Genomic DNA, 19,462 nt, shown 5'->3' with positions numbered 1-19,462 from the left:
GCAGCGCCGCGAAGCGCACCGACGCGCACCGACGCGCACCGAACGATGATGTCTATATTCTCCCATAATGGAACCGCATGACCAACTACAGCCTGCGTGCTCGCATGATGATTCTGATTCTGGCGCCAACCGTCCTGATAGGGCTGTTGCTCAGTGTTTTCTTTGTCGCTCACCGTTATAACGACCTGCAACGTCAGCTGGAGGACGCCGGCACCAGCATTATTGAGCCGCTGGCGGTCTCCAGCGAATATGGCATGAATCTGCAAAACCGCGAATCCATCGGCCAGTTGATCAGCGTTCTGCATCGTCGCCACTCGGAGATCGTGCGGGCCATCTCGGTGTACGATTCGCATAACCGCCTGTTTGTCACCTCCAATTACCAGCTCAACCCCAGCGACCTGCAGATCCCAAAAGGCGAGGCGTTTCCCCGTCGTCTCAGCGTCATCCGCGACGGCGACATGATGATCCTGCGCACGCCGATCGTCTCGGAAAGTTATTCGCCGGATGAATCCCCCGAATCCGATGCCAAAATGCCGGGCAATATGCTGGGCTACGTCGCGCTGGAGCTGGATCTGAAATCGGTCCGCCTGCAGCAGTACAAAGAGATTTTCATCTCCAGCGTGATGATGCTGTTCTGCATCGGCATTGCGCTGATCTTCGGCTGGCGCCTGATGCGCGACGTCACCGGCCCTATCCGCAATATGGTCAATACCGTCGACCGCATCCGCCGTGGGCAGCTGGACAGTCGGGTCGAGGGCTTTATGCTCGGCGAGCTGGATATGCTGAAAAACGGCATCAACTCGATGGCCATGTCGCTGGCGGCGTACCATGAGGAGATGCAGCACAACGTCGACCAGGCCACCTCCGATCTGCGGGAAACCCTTGAGCAGATGGAGATTCAGAACGTCGAACTGGACCTGGCGAAAAAGCGCGCCCAGGAGGCGGCGCGCATTAAGTCTGAATTCCTGGCCAATATGTCCCACGAACTGCGCACCCCGCTCAATGGGGTGATCGGCTTTACCCGCCTGACGCTGAAAACCGATCTCAACGCCACGCAGCGCGACCACCTGACCACCATCGAACGCTCGGCCAATAATCTGCTGGCGATCATCAACGACGTGCTCGACTTTTCCAAGCTGGAGGCGGGGAAACTCATCCTGGAGAGCATTCCGTTCCTGCTGCGCACCTCGCTTGATGAGGTGGTCACCCTGCTGGCGCATTCCGCGCATGATAAGGGGCTGGAGCTGACGCTGAACATTAAGAACAACGTGCCGGATAACGTCATCGGCGACCCGCTGCGTCTGCAGCAGATTGTGACCAACCTCGTGGGCAACGCCATCAAATTTACCGAGCACGGTAATATCGACGTGCTGGTGGAGCAGCGGGCCATCAGTAATTCGCGGGTGCAGATCGAAATTCAGATCCACGATACCGGCATCGGCATCCCCGAGCGCGATCAGTCCCGGCTGTTCCAGGCCTTCCGTCAGGCCGATGCCAGTATTTCACGCCGCCACGGCGGCACCGGGCTCGGGCTGGTGATCACCCAGCGTCTGGTCAAGGAGATGGGCGGCGATATCTCGTTTCACAGTCAGCCGAACCGCGGCTCCACCTTCTGGTTCCATATCAACCTCGATCTCAACCCGAACGCCATCCCGGATATGCTGAATACCGACGGGCTGGCGGGCAAGCGTCTGGCCTATGTGGAAGCCAACGCGACGGCGGCGCAGTGCACGCTGGAGATGCTGGCCGCCACGCCGCTGGAGGTGATCTACAGCCCCACCTTCTCCTCGCTAGCGGAAGCCCAGTACGACATTCTGCTGGTCGGTATCCCGGTCTCAATGCGCGATTTGTCACCGCACCGGGAAAAATTGGCCAAAGCCTGCGCGATGTCAGACAACGTACTGCTGGCTCTGCCGTGTCATGCCCAGGTTAGCGCCGAAGCACTGAAACGCGATGGCGTCGCCGCCTGCCTGTTGAAACCGCTCACCACCACCCGTTTACTGCCAGCGCTGGTGGCCACCAATCATGCGACAGCCTCCGCGCCGTTGACGCAGGCCGACAGCCATAAGCTGCCGATGACCGTGATGGCCGTCGACGACAACCCGGCAAACCTGAAGCTCATTGGCGCCCTGCTGGATGACCTTGTGCAGCAGGTGATCCTCTGCGACAGCGGCCAGCAGGCGGTGGACAAGGCCAAGCAACTGCAGATGGATCTGATCCTGATGGATATTCAGATGCCGGATATGGACGGCATCCGCGCTTGTGAGCTTATCCATCATCTGCCGCATCACCAGCTAACGCCGGTTATCGCCGTCACCGCACACGCCCTGGAGGGCCAGCGCGAGAAGCTCCTGAGCGCCGGCATGAACGACTATCTGGCGAAGCCGATCGAAGAAGAGAAACTGCACGCCCTGCTGCTGCGCTATCAGCCCGGAGTACACAGCATCGCCCCGGCGGCGATACCGCCCACAGAGCCGGTCATCGACCATAACCAGACGCTCGACTGGCAGCTGGCGCTGCGCCAGGCGGCGATGAAGCCAGATCTGGCGAGGGAGATGCTGCAGATGCTGATCGCTTTTATGCCGGAGGTACGTAACAAAGTGGAAGAGCAACTGGTTGGCGAGCAGCCGGAAGGGCTGGTGGATCTGATCCACAAACTGCATGGCAGCTGCAGCTACAGCGGCGTGCCGCGGCTGAAAAAGCTGTGCCACACCCTGGAGAGCCAGCTGCGCGCAGGCACCGCCGCCGAGGATCTGGAGCCGGAGCTGCTTGAGCTGTTAGATGAGATGGACAATGTGGCGCGCGAATCGTGCCGGATGGGGGTGTAAACCCCGGATAGCGGCGCTATGCGCCTCATCCGGGCTACGCCCTACGGTCCGGTATTCGGTTGGTAGCCCCGGTAAGCGTAAGCGCCACCGGGGATGGTTCCCGGATCGCGGTGCTACGCACCTTATCCGGGCTACAAATACTGAGACATTCCCGGGAAGCCGCGCCAGCCGGGATCCCTCAATTACAGCTTACCGCCCATCTGCAAAACCGCGGCGACGTTTCGCGCCGTCATCCGCAGATTGGCGGCAGCATTGGCCAGCGCTTCATCCAGAGTGCAGATGGTGTACAACACGCTGAATACCGCATCCAGCCCGTGCTGATGCACGACGCCGACATCGGCGGTCAGGCTGCCGGCAATCCCGATCACCGGTACGTTAAATCGCTTCGCCACCCGGGCCACCCCCACCGGCACCTTACCGTGGATAGTCTGACTGTCGATACGCCCTTCCCCGGTGATCACTAAATCAGCATCCGCCACCCGCTCCGCCAGCTGCAGCGCATCGGTGACAATCTCAATGCCCGGGCGCAGCTGAGCGCCGCAAAACGCATACAGCGCCGCGCCCATCCCGCCCGCCGCGCCGCCGCCTTCCAGGCTCAGCACGTCGCAATCTAAATCACGGGCGATGATCCGGGCATAGTGCCGCAGGCCGCCGTCAAGCCGGTCAATCATCTGCGCCGTCGCCCCTTTTTGCGGGCCGAATACCGCGCTGGCGCCCTGCGGGCCGGTCAACGGGTTGGTAACGTCGCAGGCCACTTCAATCCGACAATCTGCCAGCCGTGGATCCAGCTCGCTAAGATCGATGCGCGCCAGCGTCTCCAGCGCACCGCCCCCTGGCGCGATCTGCTGACCGTCGGCGGTCAGCAGTTTCGCCCCCAGCGCCTGCGCCATGCCGGCGCCGCCGTCATTGGTCGCGCTGCCGCCAATGCCAATAATGATCTGCCGCACACCAGCGTCCAGCGCATGGCGGATGAGCTCCCCGGTGCCCCAGGAGGTGGTCAGCAGCGGGTTACGCTGCGCCGGGGGAACGCTTTCCAGCCCGCTGGCCGCCGCCATTTCGATAAAGGCGCACTGGCGATCGCCGGACAGCCCATAAAATGCCTCTACCGGCTCCCCCAGCGGCCCGGTCACCGTCAGCGGAACCTGATGCCCGCCGGTCGCCGCCACCATGGCTTCCACCGTCCCTTCCCCGCCGTCGGCAACCGGCAGCCTGACATATTCCGCGTCAGGATAAATCTCGCGAAAGCCTTGCTCTATCGCACTGGCTACTTCCAGCGCGCTCAGGCTCTCCTTCCAGGAATCCGGTGCGATCACTATTTTCATCTGCAGTCCTTACTCTGAGCTAACCCTTGTGGCTATCGCGCAATGCCGGCCCCCGCAGAGGCCGGCGGCCTTTTAGCGCACCATGCATGGACGCTTGTTGTCAAAGGTCCAGCCCGGGATCAGGTACTGCATCGCCATCGCATCATCGCGGGCGCCAAGACCATGTTTCTTATATAGCTCATTTGCCAGCATTACGCGGTCCATATCCAGCTCAACCCCCAGACCCGGCGTGCTCGGCACCTGCACCATTCCGCCTTTAATTTCAAACGGTTGTTTGGTCAGACGCTGATTGCCCTCCTGCCAGATCCAGTGGGTATCGATAGCGGTGATCTTGCCCGGCGCCGCAGCCGCAACGTGGGTGAACATCGCCAGCGACACGTCGAAGTGGTTATTAGAGTGCGAACCCCATGTCAGGCCAAACTCATGGCACATCTGCGCCACGCGAACCGATCCCTGCATGGTCCAGAAGTGCGGGTCCGCCAGCGGGATATCCACCGACTGCAGGGAGAGCGTATGGCCCATCTGCCGCCAGTCGGTAGCGATCATATTGGTGGCGGTCGGCAGGCCCGTCGCGCGACGGAACTCCGCCATCACTTCGCGGCCGGAGAAGCCCTGCTCAGCGCCGCACGGATCCTCCGCATAGGCCAGCACTCCCTTCAGCTGCTTGCCAATCTGAATGGCTTCTTCAAGCAGCCAGGCGCCGTTCGGATCGAGGGTCACGCGGGCATTCGGGAAGCGCTTCGCCAGGGCGCCGATCGCTTCGGCCTCTTCAAAACCGGCCAGCACGCCGCCCTTCAGCTTAAAGTCGTTGAAGCCATATTTTTCATACGCCGCTTCCGCGAGGCGGACCACCGCATCCGGCGTCATCGCCTCTTCATGGCGCAGGCGATACCACTCGCATTGTTCATCCGGCTGGCTCTGATAGGCCAGCGGCGTGGCGTGGCGGTTACCGATAAAGAACAGGTAGCCCAGCATTTCAACTTCGCTGCGCTGTTGTCCATCGCCGAGCAGCGAGGCGACGTTGACCCCAAGGTGCTGGCCCAGCAGGTCCAGCAGCGCCGCTTCGATTCCGGTCACCACGTGGATGGTGGTGCGCAGGTCAAAGGTCTGCAGGCCGCGGCCGCCGGCGTCACGGTCGGCGAACTGATTGCGCACCGCACCGAGCACGTTTTTATACTCGCCCAGCGTTTTGCCCACCACCAGCGGAATGGCATCCTCCAGAGTCTGGCGAATTTTTTCGCCCCCCGGAATTTCACCGACGCCGGTATGGCCGGCGTTATCTTTGATAATCACGATATTGCGGGTGAAGTACGGAGCGTGGGCCCCGCTCAGATTCATCAGCATACTGTCATGGCCGGCAACCGGGATCACCTGCATGGTGGTGACAACGGGCGTGGAAGAGAAAGTCGTCATAGCATCATCCTTTTGTAATTAGTGGCGGCCGAAAACGGGACGTTTGCGGTCGAATGTCCAGCCGGGGATCAGGTACTGCATCGGGCCCGCGTCGTTGCGTGCGCCGCCCGGCAGCGCTTTATAGGCCTCATGGGCTTTGCGCACCTGCTCCCAGTCAAGTTCCACGCCGAGTCCCGGCGCGTCTGGCACGGCAATCTTGCCGTTAATAATCTGCAACGGATTTTTGGTCAGGCGCGCCTCGCCTTCCTGCCAGATCCAGTGGGTGTCGATGGCGGTGGGCTGACCCGGCGCCGCGGCGCCGACGTGGGTAAACATCGCCAGGGAAATATCAAAATGGTTGTTGGAATGGCAGCCCCAGGTCAGCCCCCATTCGTCGCACAGCTGCGCCACTCGTACCGCGCCGGAGAGCGTCCAGAAGTGCGGGTCCGCCAGCGGAATATCGACGGCGTTGAGCATCACCGCATGACCCATCTCGCGCCAGTTAGTGGCGATCATATTGGTGGCGACCGGTAGCCCGGTGGCGCGGCGGAACTCGGCCATCACCTCCCGGCCGGAAAAACCTTGCTCGGCGCCGCACGGATCTTCGGCGTAGGTCAGAACATCCTGCAGCCCTTTGCACAGGGCGATCGCCTCATCCAGCAGCCATGCGCCGTTAGGATCGACGGTGATGCGCGCGTCCGGAAAGCGCTTTTTCAGCGCCCGGGCGGTGTCAATTTCCTGCTCGCCGGGCAGCACGCCGCCCTTCAGCTTAAAATCTTTGAAACCGTAGCGATCCTGAGCGGCTTCCGCCAGGCGCACCACCGCTTCGCTGCTCAACGCCTGCTGGTGGCGCAGGCGATACCATTCGTGATCGCCCGGCGTATGGTCCAGATAACCAAGGTCGGTTTTCTGCCGATCGCCGATATAGAACAGGTAGCCCAGCACGGTGACGGCATCACGCTGCTTGCCCGGCCCCAGCAGCTCGCAGACCGGCACATTGAGCACCTTGCCGAGCAGATCGAGCAGCGCGGCCTCCAGCGCCGCTACCGCGTTGACTTTCAGTTCAAAGGTCCACGCCCCTTTGCCAAAGGTGTCGAAATCCGCCGCCTGATTGCCTTTGTGTACCTGCTGCACCACGCGATTCAGTCTGGCGACCTCCTGACCTACCACCTGCGGGATCGCCGCCAGCAGCGTCTGGTAGATAACCTCACCGCCAGGGGCTTCGCCCACGCCGGTGTTGCCGGCGTTATCGGTCAACACCACGATATTGCGGGTAAACCAGGCGTTATGCGCCCCACCGATGTTCAGCAGCATGCTGTCGTGTCCGGCCACCGGAATGACCTTCATCTCTGTGATAATCGGGCTGGATTGGGTAGTCATGATTAACGTCCCGCTACAGGTTTCAGTTCAATACGTTTGATGTCGCCCACCAGCACCAGGTAGCTCAGCACTGCCACCAGGGCATGGATGCCGACGTAAACCAGCGCCCCGTTGAACGAGCCGGTGGTGCCGACGATATAGCCGATAGCGATCGGGGTGACGATACCGGAGATATTGCCGAACATGTTGAACAGGCCGCCGGAAAGACCGCTAATCTCTTTCGGCGCGGTATCCGCCATCACCGCCCAGCCAAGCGCGCCGATCCCTTTGCCGAAGAAGGCCATCGCCATAAAGCCAATCACCATCCACTCCACGTTGACATAGTTACACATCAGCATGGTCATGGAGAGCAGCATCCCCAGTACTATCGGCGTTTTGCGGGCAATGTTCAGAGAGCCGGTGCGACGCATTAACCAGTCAGAGATCACCCCGCCCAGCACCCCGCCGACGAACCCGCACACCGCCGGAACGGAGGCGACAAACCCCGCTTTGAGGATCGACATGCCGCGCGCCTGCACCAGGTAAACCGGGAACCAGGTAATAAAGAAATAGGTCAGGGCGTTAATGCAGTACTGACCGATATAGATGCCGATCATCATCCGCGATCCGATCAGCTGCTTGATTTGGCCCATTTTGACGCTGAACGGCACCTTCTGCGCGCTGCTCTTTTGATCCATGTTGATCAGGGCGCCGCCTTCGGCGATATATTCCAGTTCCTTCTTGTTTACTCCCGGATGGTTGTTCGGATCGTGGATCACTTTCAGCCAGACAAAGCTAATCACAATCCCCAGGCCGCCCATAAAGAAGAAGACGTGCGACCAACCCACCTCATGCGTCAGCCAGCCCATGATCGGCGCGAAGATAACGGTGGCAAAGTACTGAGCGGAGTTGAAGATCGCCACCGCCGTGCCGCGCTCCTGCGCCGGGAACCAGGCGGCCACGATACGGCTGTTACCCGGGAACGACGGCGATTCGGCCAGGCCAACGAGGAAACGCAGGGTAAACAGCGCGACGATAATGCCAAAGCCGCTGAAGATGTCGACGAAGCCCTGCAGCAGGGTAAACATCGACCAGATGAAGATCGACCAGAAATAGACGCGCTTCGAACCGAAACGGTCGAGCAGCCAGCCGCCCGGGATCTGGCCGATGACATAAGCCCATGAGAACGCGGAGAAGACATACCCCATCCCCACCGGATCCAGGCCGATATCTTTGGCCATTTCCGAACCGGCGATCGACAGCGTCGCCCGGTCGCCATAGTTAAAAGAGGTGACGATAAACAGCATCACCACTATCCAGTAGCGGGCATTGGTGCGCTTTTCAGCCGCCGTCGCCGCCTGACTTAATGAACTCATTGTTGTACTCCTGAATCATAGCGTTTAGCTACGTTCATTCTGAACAGCACAACCTGTAGGGTAATCAGAATGACGTGGTCGTGTTTTGATAGTTGTCGTTATATCTGGCACTGCATTTGTCACTGGCTGGAGCAGTATATGAAGAGGCACACCGCGGCTCACCGTGCATCTACACAGCTTTTACGCCGCTATTGCAGGTGGTTTATGGCGTATGCCTGAAAGAATGGGGGGAAGTTCACGGAAATGAAAAACCAGCGCCGCGGGTGGTCAAAAGGGCAGCAAAAAGAGCCGGAGTGTGAAATACCTCTCTTGACGCGGTGAAACTGGCTAGCTTAACCCATGACATTGCTAAGGATATTGTGCATTTGCCTGAAGGCGTGCGGCCCGAAAAGGGCTACACTTTTGCTGTCCGCGTATCTGGCCGCGACAGCTTGAAAGGGCGCCCTCTGCGTAGGGAGAGGGCAGCGCTTTTATTCTAGCAGGGTAGCCCACTGCTCAACCCATGGATTAGAGACGCTCTCCGGCTCCGGATCTTCGCTGGCGTCAATCTTCAGCATCTCGCCGATGCGCTTCGCGCCCTGCTCCTGCAGTAGCTGATCGAACTTCAGGCCGCCGCCGCAAAAGTTGGCGTAGGTGCTGTCGCCCAGCGCGATAATGCCGTAACGCAGGTGAGGTTGATACATATCTTTGATGCCCTCATACAGCGGGACGATGCTGTCCGGCAGATCGCCCTGCCCGGTGGTGGAGGTGACCACCAGCACATACTTCCCCGTATAGGATTCCCAGTCGTTGACCTGCGGATCCTCATACACGGTAGCCTTGTGTCCCAGTCCGCTGAGGATCGCTTCTGCTTCTTCCGCAACCAGCAGCGAGTTGCCGTACATGGTGCCGACAAAAATTCCGACTTCCGCCATGCTATTATCTCCCAGGATTGTCCTTATTCTCTTCATCCTGACCGCAGTCGTCGGCAAACTCAACCCTTTCATTTAGCGGGAGAAGCCCGCGCCAGCCAAACTGCGACAGCGCACGCATCCAGACGTCGTCAAAACCGGCGCGCAGGGTCAGCGGCTCACCGGTAAAGGGATGAGTTAACGACAGTTCGCTGGCGTGCAGCATCAGGCGGTGGCAGCCGAAATGCTCCGCGGCGCTGCGGTTTTGCCGCAGATCGCCGTGCTTGCTGTCGCCAAGGATCGGATGACGCAGGTGGGCCAGATGGCGGCGCAGCTGGTGCTTGCGGCCGGTTTTCGGCTCCAGTTCCACCAGCCCGTAGCGCGTGGTGGGATAACGCCCGGTAGCGACCGGCATCTCTACCGTCGCCAGACCACGATAATGGGTCACCGCCGGCTGCGGGCCTTTATCTTCGCGGGCGAACTTATCGGCGATTTTATCCAGCTCTTCCACCAGCGGATAATCGAGCAGCGCCTCTTCCATCAGCCAGCCGCGGACGATCGCATGGTAGCGCTTCTGGATCTGATGCTGCTCGAACTGCTGCGCCAGCAGCCGACCCGCCTCGCTTGACAGCCCCATGAGCAGGACGCCGGAGGTGGGCCGGTCGAGGCGATGGGCGGTAAAAACGTGCTGACCGATCTGGTCGCGCACGGTCTGCATCACCACCACTTTCTCATCGCGATCGAGCCAGCTGCGGTGCACCAGCCAGCCCGACGGTTTGTTGACCGCCACCAGCCAGTCGTCCTGGTAGATTATCTCCAGCATCAGGCCTGCTCACCGGCAAACAGCGCGTCCAGCAGCAGCAGCTCCGCCAGCATGGATTCGCGAACCGGGTGGGCTTGATCCAGCGCCATTTCGTAATACGGCGCAACGGCGAAATTTTGCGGCAGCGGCTGGCCGCTCTCCAGCAGCTGATGCATACGCGGGATCAGGACCCACTGCAGCCACTCCAGCGGCTCCAGGGTATCCAGGCAAAACGGTTTATCGCTGGCGAAGGCGCTGCTGTCCGGCGCCGTCTCCTGCCAGTGTTCTGTTTCGCGCAGCAGGGCTTCAATGGCGCGCAGGCGATCGCGCACGCTATCGTGAAGAGTCATGGGGGAAACCTCGATGAGTTAAAAACCGGGCGCAGGATAGCAAATCCGCAGGAGAAATAAAAAAAGGGAGCACTGTATAAACAGTGCTCCCGGTTCGTTTTGCAGCATTCCCGCTACATTGGTGCTCCCTGCTCGTCCTTGAAAACTTTTCCTGAGGTCTCCTGACCATGTTCATCCATAAACTCATGCATCCTGCTTTCACACCACCCCGATGTGAAATGACTTATCCTTAAGTTTGTCCCGATCTTCCTGATCCACCGTTCATCCTGAGCGGCTCTCATTCTCCATCCTGGAGGTGTCCATTACGCGATCCTGCGTTATCCTTGCTTCATCCTGAAGCCTGTCCTTGCAACGCCATCCTGGCGGGTCCTGCAGAAGCGCCATCATCCTGATGTTCGCTTCATTTCGCGACTTCCTGTCGACAGACATAGGATCACTGATTCTGCCTCTTCTTACAACCCTTCTTGAGACAATCTCTTAAGATTAGTCCCCACTCAAAAGGACGAAAAAATTAAGATCTAATTTAATACCAATAACTTAACAAAAAAAGATTGGATTAAATTTGCCTTAAATGATGATGATCTCTTACAGGTTTTGTAAGAGATCTCTCACAAATGACCAGGCAGACTGGATTACAGCACCGGCTCAAGCTGGTTGAGGAAACCCGCAAGCGAGGGGGAAAGGGTGAGGCGTTTGGCGGTGCCGAGGGTCTCTTTGACGACTTCACCGCTGAGATTACAGACGGAAATGACATCCAGTTCACTCTCGAGGGTAGCGATGAACAGCGTCGGCGCCAGCTTCAGCCGCTTCTGCACCACCAGGTGCCCGATGAGGTTTTCCTGCACCCGCAGGAAATCCTCTTCACTCCAGGTCTGCAGCAGCGTTAGCGTTTCGCCGGCGAACCGGCCGGTCATATCGCCGGCAAACTGAGTGGTATAATAAGAATGAAGCGGCTGTTGTACCACAATATCCAGGGCGCGTTCAACCGCACTGATATTTTGCGCCAGCGAAAACGGCTGCGGCTGCCAGAAAACGGCCTCGTCCTGGGTGTCGACGACGCAAGGCGACGGAACGCCGTAAAGCTCTTCACTGCGCGGCAGGCTGTGGCGCTGCTGCTGCCAGGCGGCGCAATAACGTTGGGTAAAAGCATGCAGCGCTTCTGCGGTCTGATGGTCCACCGGTTTCTCTCTTCACGTTAGACAGGATACACTGGGGTAATAGTGTACCCGCTTTACTATGGTGAAACATGTCTTCTTACGATAATCATCAGGCGCTGGCCGGCCTGACGCTCGGTAAATCAACCGATTACCGCGATACCTATGACGCCTCGCTGCTGCAGGGCGTTCCGCGCAGCCTTAACCGCGACCCGCTTGGCCTGCATGCCGACAACCTGCCGTTTCACGGCGCCGATATCTGGACGCTCTACGAACTCTCCTGGCTGAACGGCAAAGGCCTGCCGCAGGTGGCCGTCGGCCACGTCGAACTGCCCGACACCACCGTCAATCTGGTGGAATCAAAAAGCTTTAAGCTCTATCTCAACAGCTTCAACCAGACGCGTTTCGCCAGCTGGCAGGAGGTTGAAGAGACGCTAACCCGCGATCTGAGCGTCTGCGCGCAGGGCGAGGTCAAGGTGTCGCTGTATCGGCTGGATGAACTGGAAGGCCAGCCGATTGCCCACCTGCACGGCGCCTGCATCGACGATCAGGATATCGAGATCGATAACTATCAGTTCAGCGCCGACTACCTGCAGGGCGCCGCCAGCGGCAAAATCGTGGAAGAGACGCTGGTCAGCCATCTGCTGAAGTCCAACTGCCTGATCACCCACCAGCCGGACTGGGGCTCGGTGCAGATCCAGTATCGTGGGGCGAAAATCAACCGCGAGCAGCTCCTGCGCTATCTGGTTTCTTTCCGCCACCATAACGAATTCCATGAGCAGTGCGTCGAGCGCATCTTTAACGATATTCTCCGTTTCTGCCAGCCGGAATCGCTTTCCGTTTACGCCCGCTATACGCGACGCGGCGGTCTGGATATCAACCCCTGGCGCAGCAACGGCGACTTTTCCCCCGCCACTGGCCGCCTCGCCCGACAATAATAAATAATTTCACAATATGCGTGCGTTTAGGCGCGCGCAAGGTTGTGGAAACGCCGCTCGCAGGGCTATTGTAATCACAGGAAGACCATAAGCGTCCTGTAAGGAGTTCACTTGATTACACATGTTAGCCCGCTTGGTTCAATGGATATGCTGTCGCAGCTGGAAGTGGATATGCTTAAGCGCACCGCCAGCAGCGACCTGTATCAACTGTTTCGCAACTGCTCGCTTGCTGTGCTCAACTCGGGGAGCCTGACCGATAACAGCAAGGAGCTCCTGTCCCGTTTTGAAAATTTCGATATTAACGTGCTGCGTCGCGAACGCGGCGTGAAGCTGGAACTGATCAACCCGCCGGAAGACGCCTTCGTTGACGGGCGCATTATTCGTTCCCTGCAGGCCAACCTGTTCGCCGTACTGCGCGACATCCTCTTCGTGTACGGCCAGATCCACAATACCGTTCGCTTCCCGAACCTCGATCTCGAAAGTTCGGTCCATATCACCAACCTGGTGTTCTCGATCCTGCGCAACGCCCGCGCGCTACACGTCGGCGAAGCGCCGAACATGATCGTCTGCTGGGGCGGCCACTCGATCAACGAAAACGAATATCTCTACGCCCGCCGCGTTGGTACGCAGCTGGGACTGCGGGAACTGAATATCTGCACCGGCTGCGGGCCTGGCGCGATGGAAGCGCCGATGAAAGGCGCCGCCGTCGGCCACGCGCAGCAGCGCTACAAAGACAGCCGCTTTATCGGCATGACCGAACCGTCCATTATCGCCGCAGAACCGCCAAACCCGCTGGTCAATGAACTGATCATCATGCCGGACATCGAAAAGCGTCTGGAGGCCTTCGTGCGCATCGCCCACGGGATCATCATCTTCCCGGGCGGCGTCGGCACCGCCGAAGAACTGCTCTACCTGCTGGGTATTCTGATGCATCCGGATAACAAAGCGCAGGTGCTGCCGCTGATCCTCACCGGACCGAAAGAGAGCGCTGACTACTTCCGCGTGCTGGACGAATTTATCACCCATACCCTGGGCGAATCCGCCCGTCGCCACTACCGGATAATCATCGACGACCCGGCGGAAGTGGCGCGGCAGATGAAAAAAGCGATGCCGCTGGTGAAAGAGAGCCGTCGCGAGACCGACGACGCCTACAGCTTCAACTGGTCAATTCGTATCTCGCCGGACCTGCAGATGCCGTTTGATCCGACCCATGAAAACATGGCCAACCTCAAACTCTCCCCGGACCAGCCGGTGGAAGTGCTGGCCGCCGACCTGCGCCGCGCCTTCTCCGGCATTGTCGCAGGTAACGTCAAAGAGGTGGGCATCCAGGCCATCGAGCAGTACGGTCCATACAAGCTGCACGGCGACCCGGAGATGATGCGCCGCATGGACGATCTGCTGCAGGGCTTCGTCGCCCAGCACCGCATGAAGCTTCCTGGCGGTACCGCCTATATTCCCTGCTACGAAATCATCGCCTGATTTCCGTCCCGCCGGGGCAGCGCCTGTTGCCCCGGCGGGCACGCTTTCTCTGACTTCCAAAACGCGCCAAAAACCTTTCTGTGACTAATCAAACACCTGAATTGTTTTTACATAGCCAATCGTTTGCGTTAGTAAAAACTGCGACAATTATCACTGCAAAAAATGGTTTTAAGCGCAAAAACGTCGACCACTTCTCTTTTTTACAGTAAATCCCTCGTTATTACGCCGCCCCGCTTTTATCTCATATGCTGCAAATGGTAGCCTGCGCGCCACAAATCGCTGGCTGATCACCAGAAACAGGCTGTTGGACTAAAAATACGCACATTGAAAGTGGATTATTGCATTTGAGATCGCGATCACTGATGCATAAACCATATAAATGTATCTTTCCGGCCCAATTATTACGGAGAAAATTTCTAAAAAAAACCGTAATTAAACGAATTTCGTGTTACGCAATTGTATTTGTTCATTAGATTTTGTTGATTCCTCCAGGAGATACAGATGGAAACCACTCAAACCAGCACCATCGTTTCGGGCGAAACCCGCAGCGGATGGCGTAAAACCGACACCATGTGGATGCTGGGCCTGTACGGTACAGCGATCGGCGCGGGCGTCTTGTTCCTGCCGATCAACGCCGGCGTCGGCGGCATGATCCCCCTGATTATCATGGCGATTCTGGCCTTCCCGATGACCTTCTTCGCCCACCGCGGTATGACCCGCTTCGTGCTCTCCGGCAAAAACCCGGGCGAAGACATTACTGAAGTGGTTGAAGAACACTTCGGCGTAGGCGCAGGTAAGCTGATTACCCTGCTCTACTTCTTCGCTATCTATCCAATCCTGTTGGTCTACAGCGTGGCGATCACCAATACCGTCGAAAGCTTCATGGCGCACCAGCTGCACATGACGCCGCCGCCGCGCGCTATTCTGTCGCTGATCCTGATCGTCGGCATGATGACTATCGTGCGTTTCGGTGAGCAGATGATTGTAAAAGCGATGAGCGTGCTGGTGTTCCCGTTCGTTATCGCCCTGATGGTGTTGGCGCTGTACCTGATCCCGCAGTGGAACGGCGCGGCGCTGGAGACCCTCTCCCTGAGCGGCGCCTCCGTCACCGGCAACGGCCTGCTGATGACCCTGTGGCTGGCGATCCCGGTAATGGTCTTCTCTTTCAACCACTCGCCGATCATCTCCTCCTTCGCGGTTGCCAAGCGTGAAGAGTACGGCGAAGGCGCCGAGAAAAAATGCTCCAGCATCCTGGCTCGCGCCCACATCATGATGGTGCTGACCGTGATGTTCTTCGTCTTCAGCTGCGTTCTGAGCCTCTCTCCGGCAGACCTGGCAGCGGCGAAAGAGCAGAACATCTCGATTCTGTCTTACCTGGCGAACCACTTTAACGCGCCAATCATTGCCTGGATGGCGCCGATCATCGCGATGATCGCCATCACCAAATCCTTCCTCGGCCACTACCTGGGCGCCCGCGAAGGCTTTAATGGCATGGTGATTAAGTCCCTGCGCGGTAAAGGCAAATCGATCGAAATCAACAAACTGAACAAGCTGACCGCGCTGTTCATGCTGGTTACTACCTGGATTGTAGCGACGCTGAACCCGAGCATCCTCGGCATGATCGAGACCCTGGGCGGCCCGATTATCGCGATGATCCTGTTCCTGATGCCGATGTACGCGATTCAGAAAGTGCCGGCGATGCGTAAATACAGCGGCCACGTTAGCAACGTCTTCGTGGTGATTATGGGTCTGATTGCCATCTCCGCGATCTTCTACTCGCTGTTCAGCTAATTCAGTCAACACCTCCCCCCCGCGCCGCTTAAGGGGGGCGCGCTTTCCGACAGCACGGGAATACATATGATCAGCGTATTCGATATCTTTAAAATCGGCATTGGCCCTTCCAGCTCCCATACCGTTGGACCGATGAAAGCGGGCAAACAATTTACTGACGACCTGATCGCGCGCGGCCTGCTGGCCGAGGTGAGCAAAGTCGTCGTCGACGTCTACGGCTCCCTCTCCCTGACCGGTAAAGGCCACCATACCGATATCGCGATTATCATGGGGCTCGCCGGCAACCTGCCGGACACCGTCGACATTGACGCCATTCCGGGATTTATTCAGGACGTTAACACCCACGGTCGCCTGATGCTGGCCAACGGCCAGCACGAAGTGGACTTCCCGGTCGATCAGTGCATGAATTTCCATGCCGACAACCTTTCGCTGCATGAGAACGGCATGCGCATCACCGCCCTGGCCGGCGACCAGGTGCTCTACAGCCAGACGTACTACTCCATCGGCGGCGGCTTTATCGTCGATGAAGCGCACTTCGGCCAGACCACTGACGCGCCGGTGGCCGTCCCTTACCCCTATAAAAACGCCGCCGACCTGCAGCGTCACTGCCGCGAAACCGGGCTGTCGCTCTCCGGCCTGATGATGCAGAACGAACTGGCGCTACACAGTAAAGAGGCACTGGAGCAACACTTCGCCGCGGTGTGGGAAGTGATGAGCGCCGGGATTGAGCGCGGCATTACCACCGAAGGCGTCCTGCCGGGCAAACTGCGCGTTCCGCGCCGGGCCGCCGCGCTGCGCCGCATGCTGGTGAGCCAGGACACCACCAACAGCGACCCGATGGCGGTGGTCGACTGGATCAATATGTTCGCTCTCGCGGTGAACGAAGAGAACGCCGCCGGCGGCCGGGTGGTAACCGCGCCGACCAACGGCGCCTGCGGTATCGTGCCGGCAGTGCTGGCCTATTACGACAAGTTTATCCGCAAGGTGAACAGCAACTCCCTGGCCCGCTATATGCTGGTGGCCAGCGCGATTGGTTCGCTGTATAAGATGAACGCCTCGATCTCCGGCGCCGAAGTGGGTTGCCAGGGTGAAGTGGGCGTCGCCTGCTCAATGGCGGCGGCCGGTCTGGCGGAACTGCTGGGCGGTAGCCCGGGCCAGGTGTGCATCGCGGCAGAGATCGCCATGGAGCATAACCTCGGTCTGACCTGCGACCCGGTCGCCGGCCAGGTGCAGGTGCCTTGCATCGAACGCAACGCTATCGCCGCCGTGAAAGCGGTCAACGCCGCGCGAATGGCGCTGCGCCGGACCAGCGAGCCGCGCGTCTGCCTCGATAAAGTCATTGAGACCATGTACGAAACCGGCAAAGACATGAACGCCAAGTACCGGGAAACCTCCCGCGGTGGTCTGGCGATGAAGATTGTCGCCTGCGATTAACCTGCTGGCCCGCCACGCGTCGCCGCGGCGGGCCCTCTCACCCACCTTTTGTTATATCAATTAAAATTTAGTTATTTAATGGTTATAAGCGCTGTTTGTTACCTTACGCAAAACGCTAAGGAGAACAGACAATGTCCAACCGATTCCGCCCCGCCTGGCTGCTGGTCCTCGCCGCCCTTTCCGCCTCCGCGCTGGCCAAAGCGCCGGAGACCGTCAACATCGGCTATCAAAAGGCGAACATCTTCGCGCTGCTGAAATATCGCGGCACCCTGGATGAGAGCCTGAAAAAACAGGGCATTGCCGTCCGCTGGGTCGAATTCCCCGCCGGTCCGCAAATGCTGGAGGGGCTCAACGTCGGCAGTATCGATCTGGCCGCCACCGGCGATGCGCCGCCGGCCTTTGCCCAGGCGGCACAAGCCGATCTGGTCTACCTTGCCCACTCCCCCGCTAACCCAAAAACGGAAGCGATTGTGGTCCCGGAGCAGTCGACGATCCGCAGCGTAGCCGATCTGAAGGGCAAGCGCGTGGGGCTGAACAAGGGGTCCGACGTCAACTACCTGCTGGTCGCCGCGCTGGAAAAAGCGGGCCTCAGCTATAAAGACATCACCCCGGTCTATCTGCCGCCGGCGGACGCCCGCGCCGCTTTCCAGCGCGGGGCGATTGATGCGTGGGTGATCTGGGATCCGTTCCTCGCGGAAGTGGAAACCAACGCGAAAGCCCGACAAATAAGCAACGCCGAGGGGCTGGTGCCGCACTACACCTTCTATCTCGCCAGCCGTAAGTTTGCGGATACCTACCCGGAGACGGCAAAACAGGTGGTGGATGAGCTGGGTAAACTCAGTGTGTGGGCGAACAGCCATCAGGACGAGGCCGCCGGCCTCCTGTCGACCTCAACCGGGCTGGATAAAGCCATCTGGCTGAAGACCCTGGCCCGCCTGCCCTACGGCGCTGAACGCATGACGCCGGCGGTGTATAACGAACAGCAGGCGCTGGCGGATACCTTTACGCGCATCGGCCTGCTGCCGGTGAAAGTCGACGTACGCAGCGCCACCTGGTCGCTGGATAAACCTTAGTTTTCCCGGCGGCGGGAGGCATTGCGCCCCCCGTCGCCGACGGACTTATCCCGCCGTTTTCTCACCATTGCCAATCTGCCAGATGAAGGTCGGCGCCTCACCGTTCACCAGCCAGTTTCCGATATTGCGCGCCTTGTAAATCACCGGATTATGCGAGGCGACCGTCCGCGCATTGCGCCAGTGACGGTCCAGCGCCAGACGGGTACGCGTATCCGACGCCCCGAGGGCATTGAACAGCTCCGTCGCCGCCCGCGGGATCCAGTCGCTGGCGATCACCTGCGCCTGCGCCGCTTCCACTTCCGCCAGCTGGTTGCGCCGGGCGATCAGCGCTTCGTCGTCGCTGACGTGCGCCACATAGGCCTGCTGCAGCGATTCCGCGGCCTGCAGGACCGCGGTCCGGGTCGCCCATGCCCAGCTGCTAATCTGCCCAACGACCTGCAGAACCTGGGCATCATCGCGCGGTACGGCGGCGTTGCCGTGGCTGTACATCCGGGACCGGTGTTTGACGCCCTGCGCGGCATCCCGCTCAACCGCCAGGCCGATGCCCGCGAGGGTCGCCAGCAGCACATGCTGATAGAAGGCGGTCTGATAGCGAAAGCGCTGGGCAAAGTCGTAGACGTGGTCGGTTTCCACCCGGGCGTCGGTGAAGCGGGTGGTCCCGCTGCCGGTCAGCCGCTGGCCAAAGCCATCCCAGTCATCTTCCCGCGCCACGCCGGGCTGTTGGGTGCTGACCAGGGCAATCACATCGCTACCGGTATCGCTGCGCCGGGCAAACACATCGATCCAGTCGGCGTACAGCGCGCCGGTGCTGTAGAACTTCTCGCCGTCGAGTCGCCAGCCGCCCTCTGCCGGCGTCACCCGAGTGTTCACGTCCCCCAGCTTAACCGCGCCGATCTCCGTCCAGCCGCTGCCCACCAGCTCGCCGTCAAGGAAGCGACGAAACCAGCGGTCGCGCCCGGCGGAATCCGGCTGATTCAGCTGATCTTCCACAAAAGCAAAGTGCGCGCGCAGGGCCTGCGGCAGGTTAGAATCCGCTTGCGCCAGCTCAATCAGCAGCGCGCTGAGCTGCGGCAGCGAAGCGCCCCAGCCGCCCTTCTCGCGCGGGATACGCAGCGTGCCGAAGCCCGCTTCTTTCAGCCAGCGGATCGGCTCCTCGGGCAGAACGCGCTGCTGTTCGCGCTCCGCGGCGCCCTGGGCGATGCGGGTGAATATCGGGCGGAAGGCGGCCGCCAGCGCGTCATAATCGGTGCCAGTGGAGAGCAAGGTCATAGTCG

General features: G+C 59.6%; 15 protein-coding genes. 6 read left to right on the top strand and 9 right to left on the bottom strand.

The window, feature by feature from the left end; genetic code table 11:
- Window positions 1-77 precede the first annotated feature (77 nt).
- Complete coding sequence (gene barA, locus ABLU73_RS02890; RefSeq protein ID WP_004205572.1) at window positions 78-2,828, top strand: two-component sensor histidine kinase BarA; 2,751 nt, start codon at window positions 78-80, stop codon at window positions 2,826-2,828.
- Window positions 2,829-3,010: 182 nt separating this feature from the next.
- On the opposite strand, the gene ABLU73_RS02885 is transcribed toward barA, so the two are convergent.
- From ABLU73_RS02885 to syd, 8 genes are all read right to left on the bottom strand, one after another.
- Window positions 3,011-4,150, bottom strand: coding sequence for a glycerate kinase (locus ABLU73_RS02885; protein ID WP_004205570.1), 1,140 nt, complete (start codon window positions 4,148-4,150; stop codon window positions 3,011-3,013).
- Window positions 4,151-4,222: 72 nt separating this feature from the next.
- Complete coding sequence (gene gudD, locus ABLU73_RS02880) at window positions 4,223-5,563, bottom strand: glucarate dehydratase (RefSeq protein WP_264923714.1); 1,341 nt, start codon at window positions 5,561-5,563, stop codon at window positions 4,223-4,225.
- A gap of 18 nt (window positions 5,564-5,581) precedes the next feature.
- Window positions 5,582-6,922: an enolase C-terminal domain-like protein gene (locus ABLU73_RS02875; RefSeq protein ID WP_023319020.1), complete on the bottom strand. Its 1,341-nt coding sequence runs from the start codon at window positions 6,920-6,922 to the stop codon at window positions 5,582-5,584.
- 2 nt (window positions 6,923-6,924) lie between these two features.
- The gene (locus ABLU73_RS02870) at window positions 6,925-8,277 is read right to left on the bottom strand and encodes an MFS transporter (protein WP_004205562.1); all 1,353 of its coding nucleotides are present in this window, start codon (window positions 8,275-8,277) and stop codon (window positions 6,925-6,927) included.
- 470 nt (window positions 8,278-8,747) lie between these two features.
- Window positions 8,748-9,191, bottom strand: a complete 444-nt coding sequence (locus ABLU73_RS02865; RefSeq protein WP_004205560.1) for a flavodoxin — start codon at window positions 9,189-9,191, stop codon at window positions 8,748-8,750.
- Between the two features lie 4 nt (window positions 9,192-9,195).
- Complete coding sequence (gene truC, locus ABLU73_RS02860; protein ID WP_004205557.1) at window positions 9,196-9,990, bottom strand: tRNA pseudouridine(65) synthase TruC; 795 nt, start codon at window positions 9,988-9,990, stop codon at window positions 9,196-9,198.
- Window positions 9,990-10,319 carry a YqcC family protein gene (locus tag ABLU73_RS02855; protein WP_002915249.1) on the bottom strand — a complete coding sequence of 110 codons (330 nt, stop codon included), beginning with the start codon at window positions 10,317-10,319 and terminating at the stop codon, window positions 9,990-9,992. Before ABLU73_RS02855 ends, truC begins: the two co-directional genes overlap by 1 nt.
- Before the next feature lie 632 nt (window positions 10,320-10,951).
- A complete protein-coding gene (syd, locus tag ABLU73_RS02850) occupies window positions 10,952-11,497 on the bottom strand; it encodes a SecY-interacting protein (protein WP_064187457.1) in 546 nt (181 codons plus the stop codon).
- A gap of 68 nt (window positions 11,498-11,565) precedes the next feature.
- Between syd and queF the strand changes: the two genes are divergently transcribed.
- The 5 genes from queF (at window position 11,566) to ABLU73_RS02825 (ending at window position 18,188) form a co-directional block, all read left to right on the top strand.
- Window positions 11,566-12,411, top strand: a complete 846-nt coding sequence (gene queF, locus ABLU73_RS02845; RefSeq protein WP_017899188.1) for an NADPH-dependent 7-cyano-7-deazaguanine reductase QueF — start codon at window positions 11,566-11,568, stop codon at window positions 12,409-12,411.
- A 111-nt stretch (window positions 12,412-12,522) separates the two neighbouring features.
- Window positions 12,523-13,890 (top strand): nucleotide 5'-monophosphate nucleosidase PpnN, encoded by a 1,368-nt coding sequence (gene ppnN, locus ABLU73_RS02840; protein ID WP_004205551.1) that lies wholly within the window; start codon window positions 12,523-12,525, stop codon window positions 13,888-13,890.
- 501 nt (window positions 13,891-14,391) lie between these two features.
- Window positions 14,392-15,681 (top strand): HAAAP family serine/threonine permease, encoded by a 1,290-nt coding sequence (locus tag ABLU73_RS02835; RefSeq protein ID WP_004205549.1) that lies wholly within the window; start codon window positions 14,392-14,394, stop codon window positions 15,679-15,681.
- A 66-nt stretch (window positions 15,682-15,747) separates the two neighbouring features.
- Complete coding sequence (locus ABLU73_RS02830; protein ID WP_017899189.1) at window positions 15,748-17,115, top strand: L-serine ammonia-lyase; 1,368 nt, start codon at window positions 15,748-15,750, stop codon at window positions 17,113-17,115.
- A gap of 131 nt (window positions 17,116-17,246) precedes the next feature.
- The gene (locus ABLU73_RS02825) at window positions 17,247-18,188 is read left to right on the top strand and encodes an aliphatic sulfonate ABC transporter substrate-binding protein (RefSeq protein ID WP_004205545.1); all 942 of its coding nucleotides are present in this window, start codon (window positions 17,247-17,249) and stop codon (window positions 18,186-18,188) included.
- Window positions 18,189-18,233: 45 nt separating this feature from the next.
- Here the strand turns inward: ABLU73_RS02825 and ABLU73_RS02820 are convergent, their stop codons facing one another.
- Window positions 18,234-19,457, bottom strand: coding sequence for an acyl-CoA dehydrogenase family protein (locus tag ABLU73_RS02820; protein ID WP_043520769.1), 1,224 nt, complete (start codon window positions 19,455-19,457; stop codon window positions 18,234-18,236).
- Between the last annotated feature and the right edge of the window lie 5 nt (window positions 19,458-19,462).

This window comes from Klebsiella sp. GG_Kp175, from assembly GCF_040062325.1.
Classification (GTDB): Bacteria; Pseudomonadota; Gammaproteobacteria; order Enterobacterales; family Enterobacteriaceae; genus Klebsiella; species Klebsiella quasipneumoniae.
Note: the sequence above shows the minus strand (reverse complement) of the source record. Positions and strands in the feature narration are given on the sequence as shown.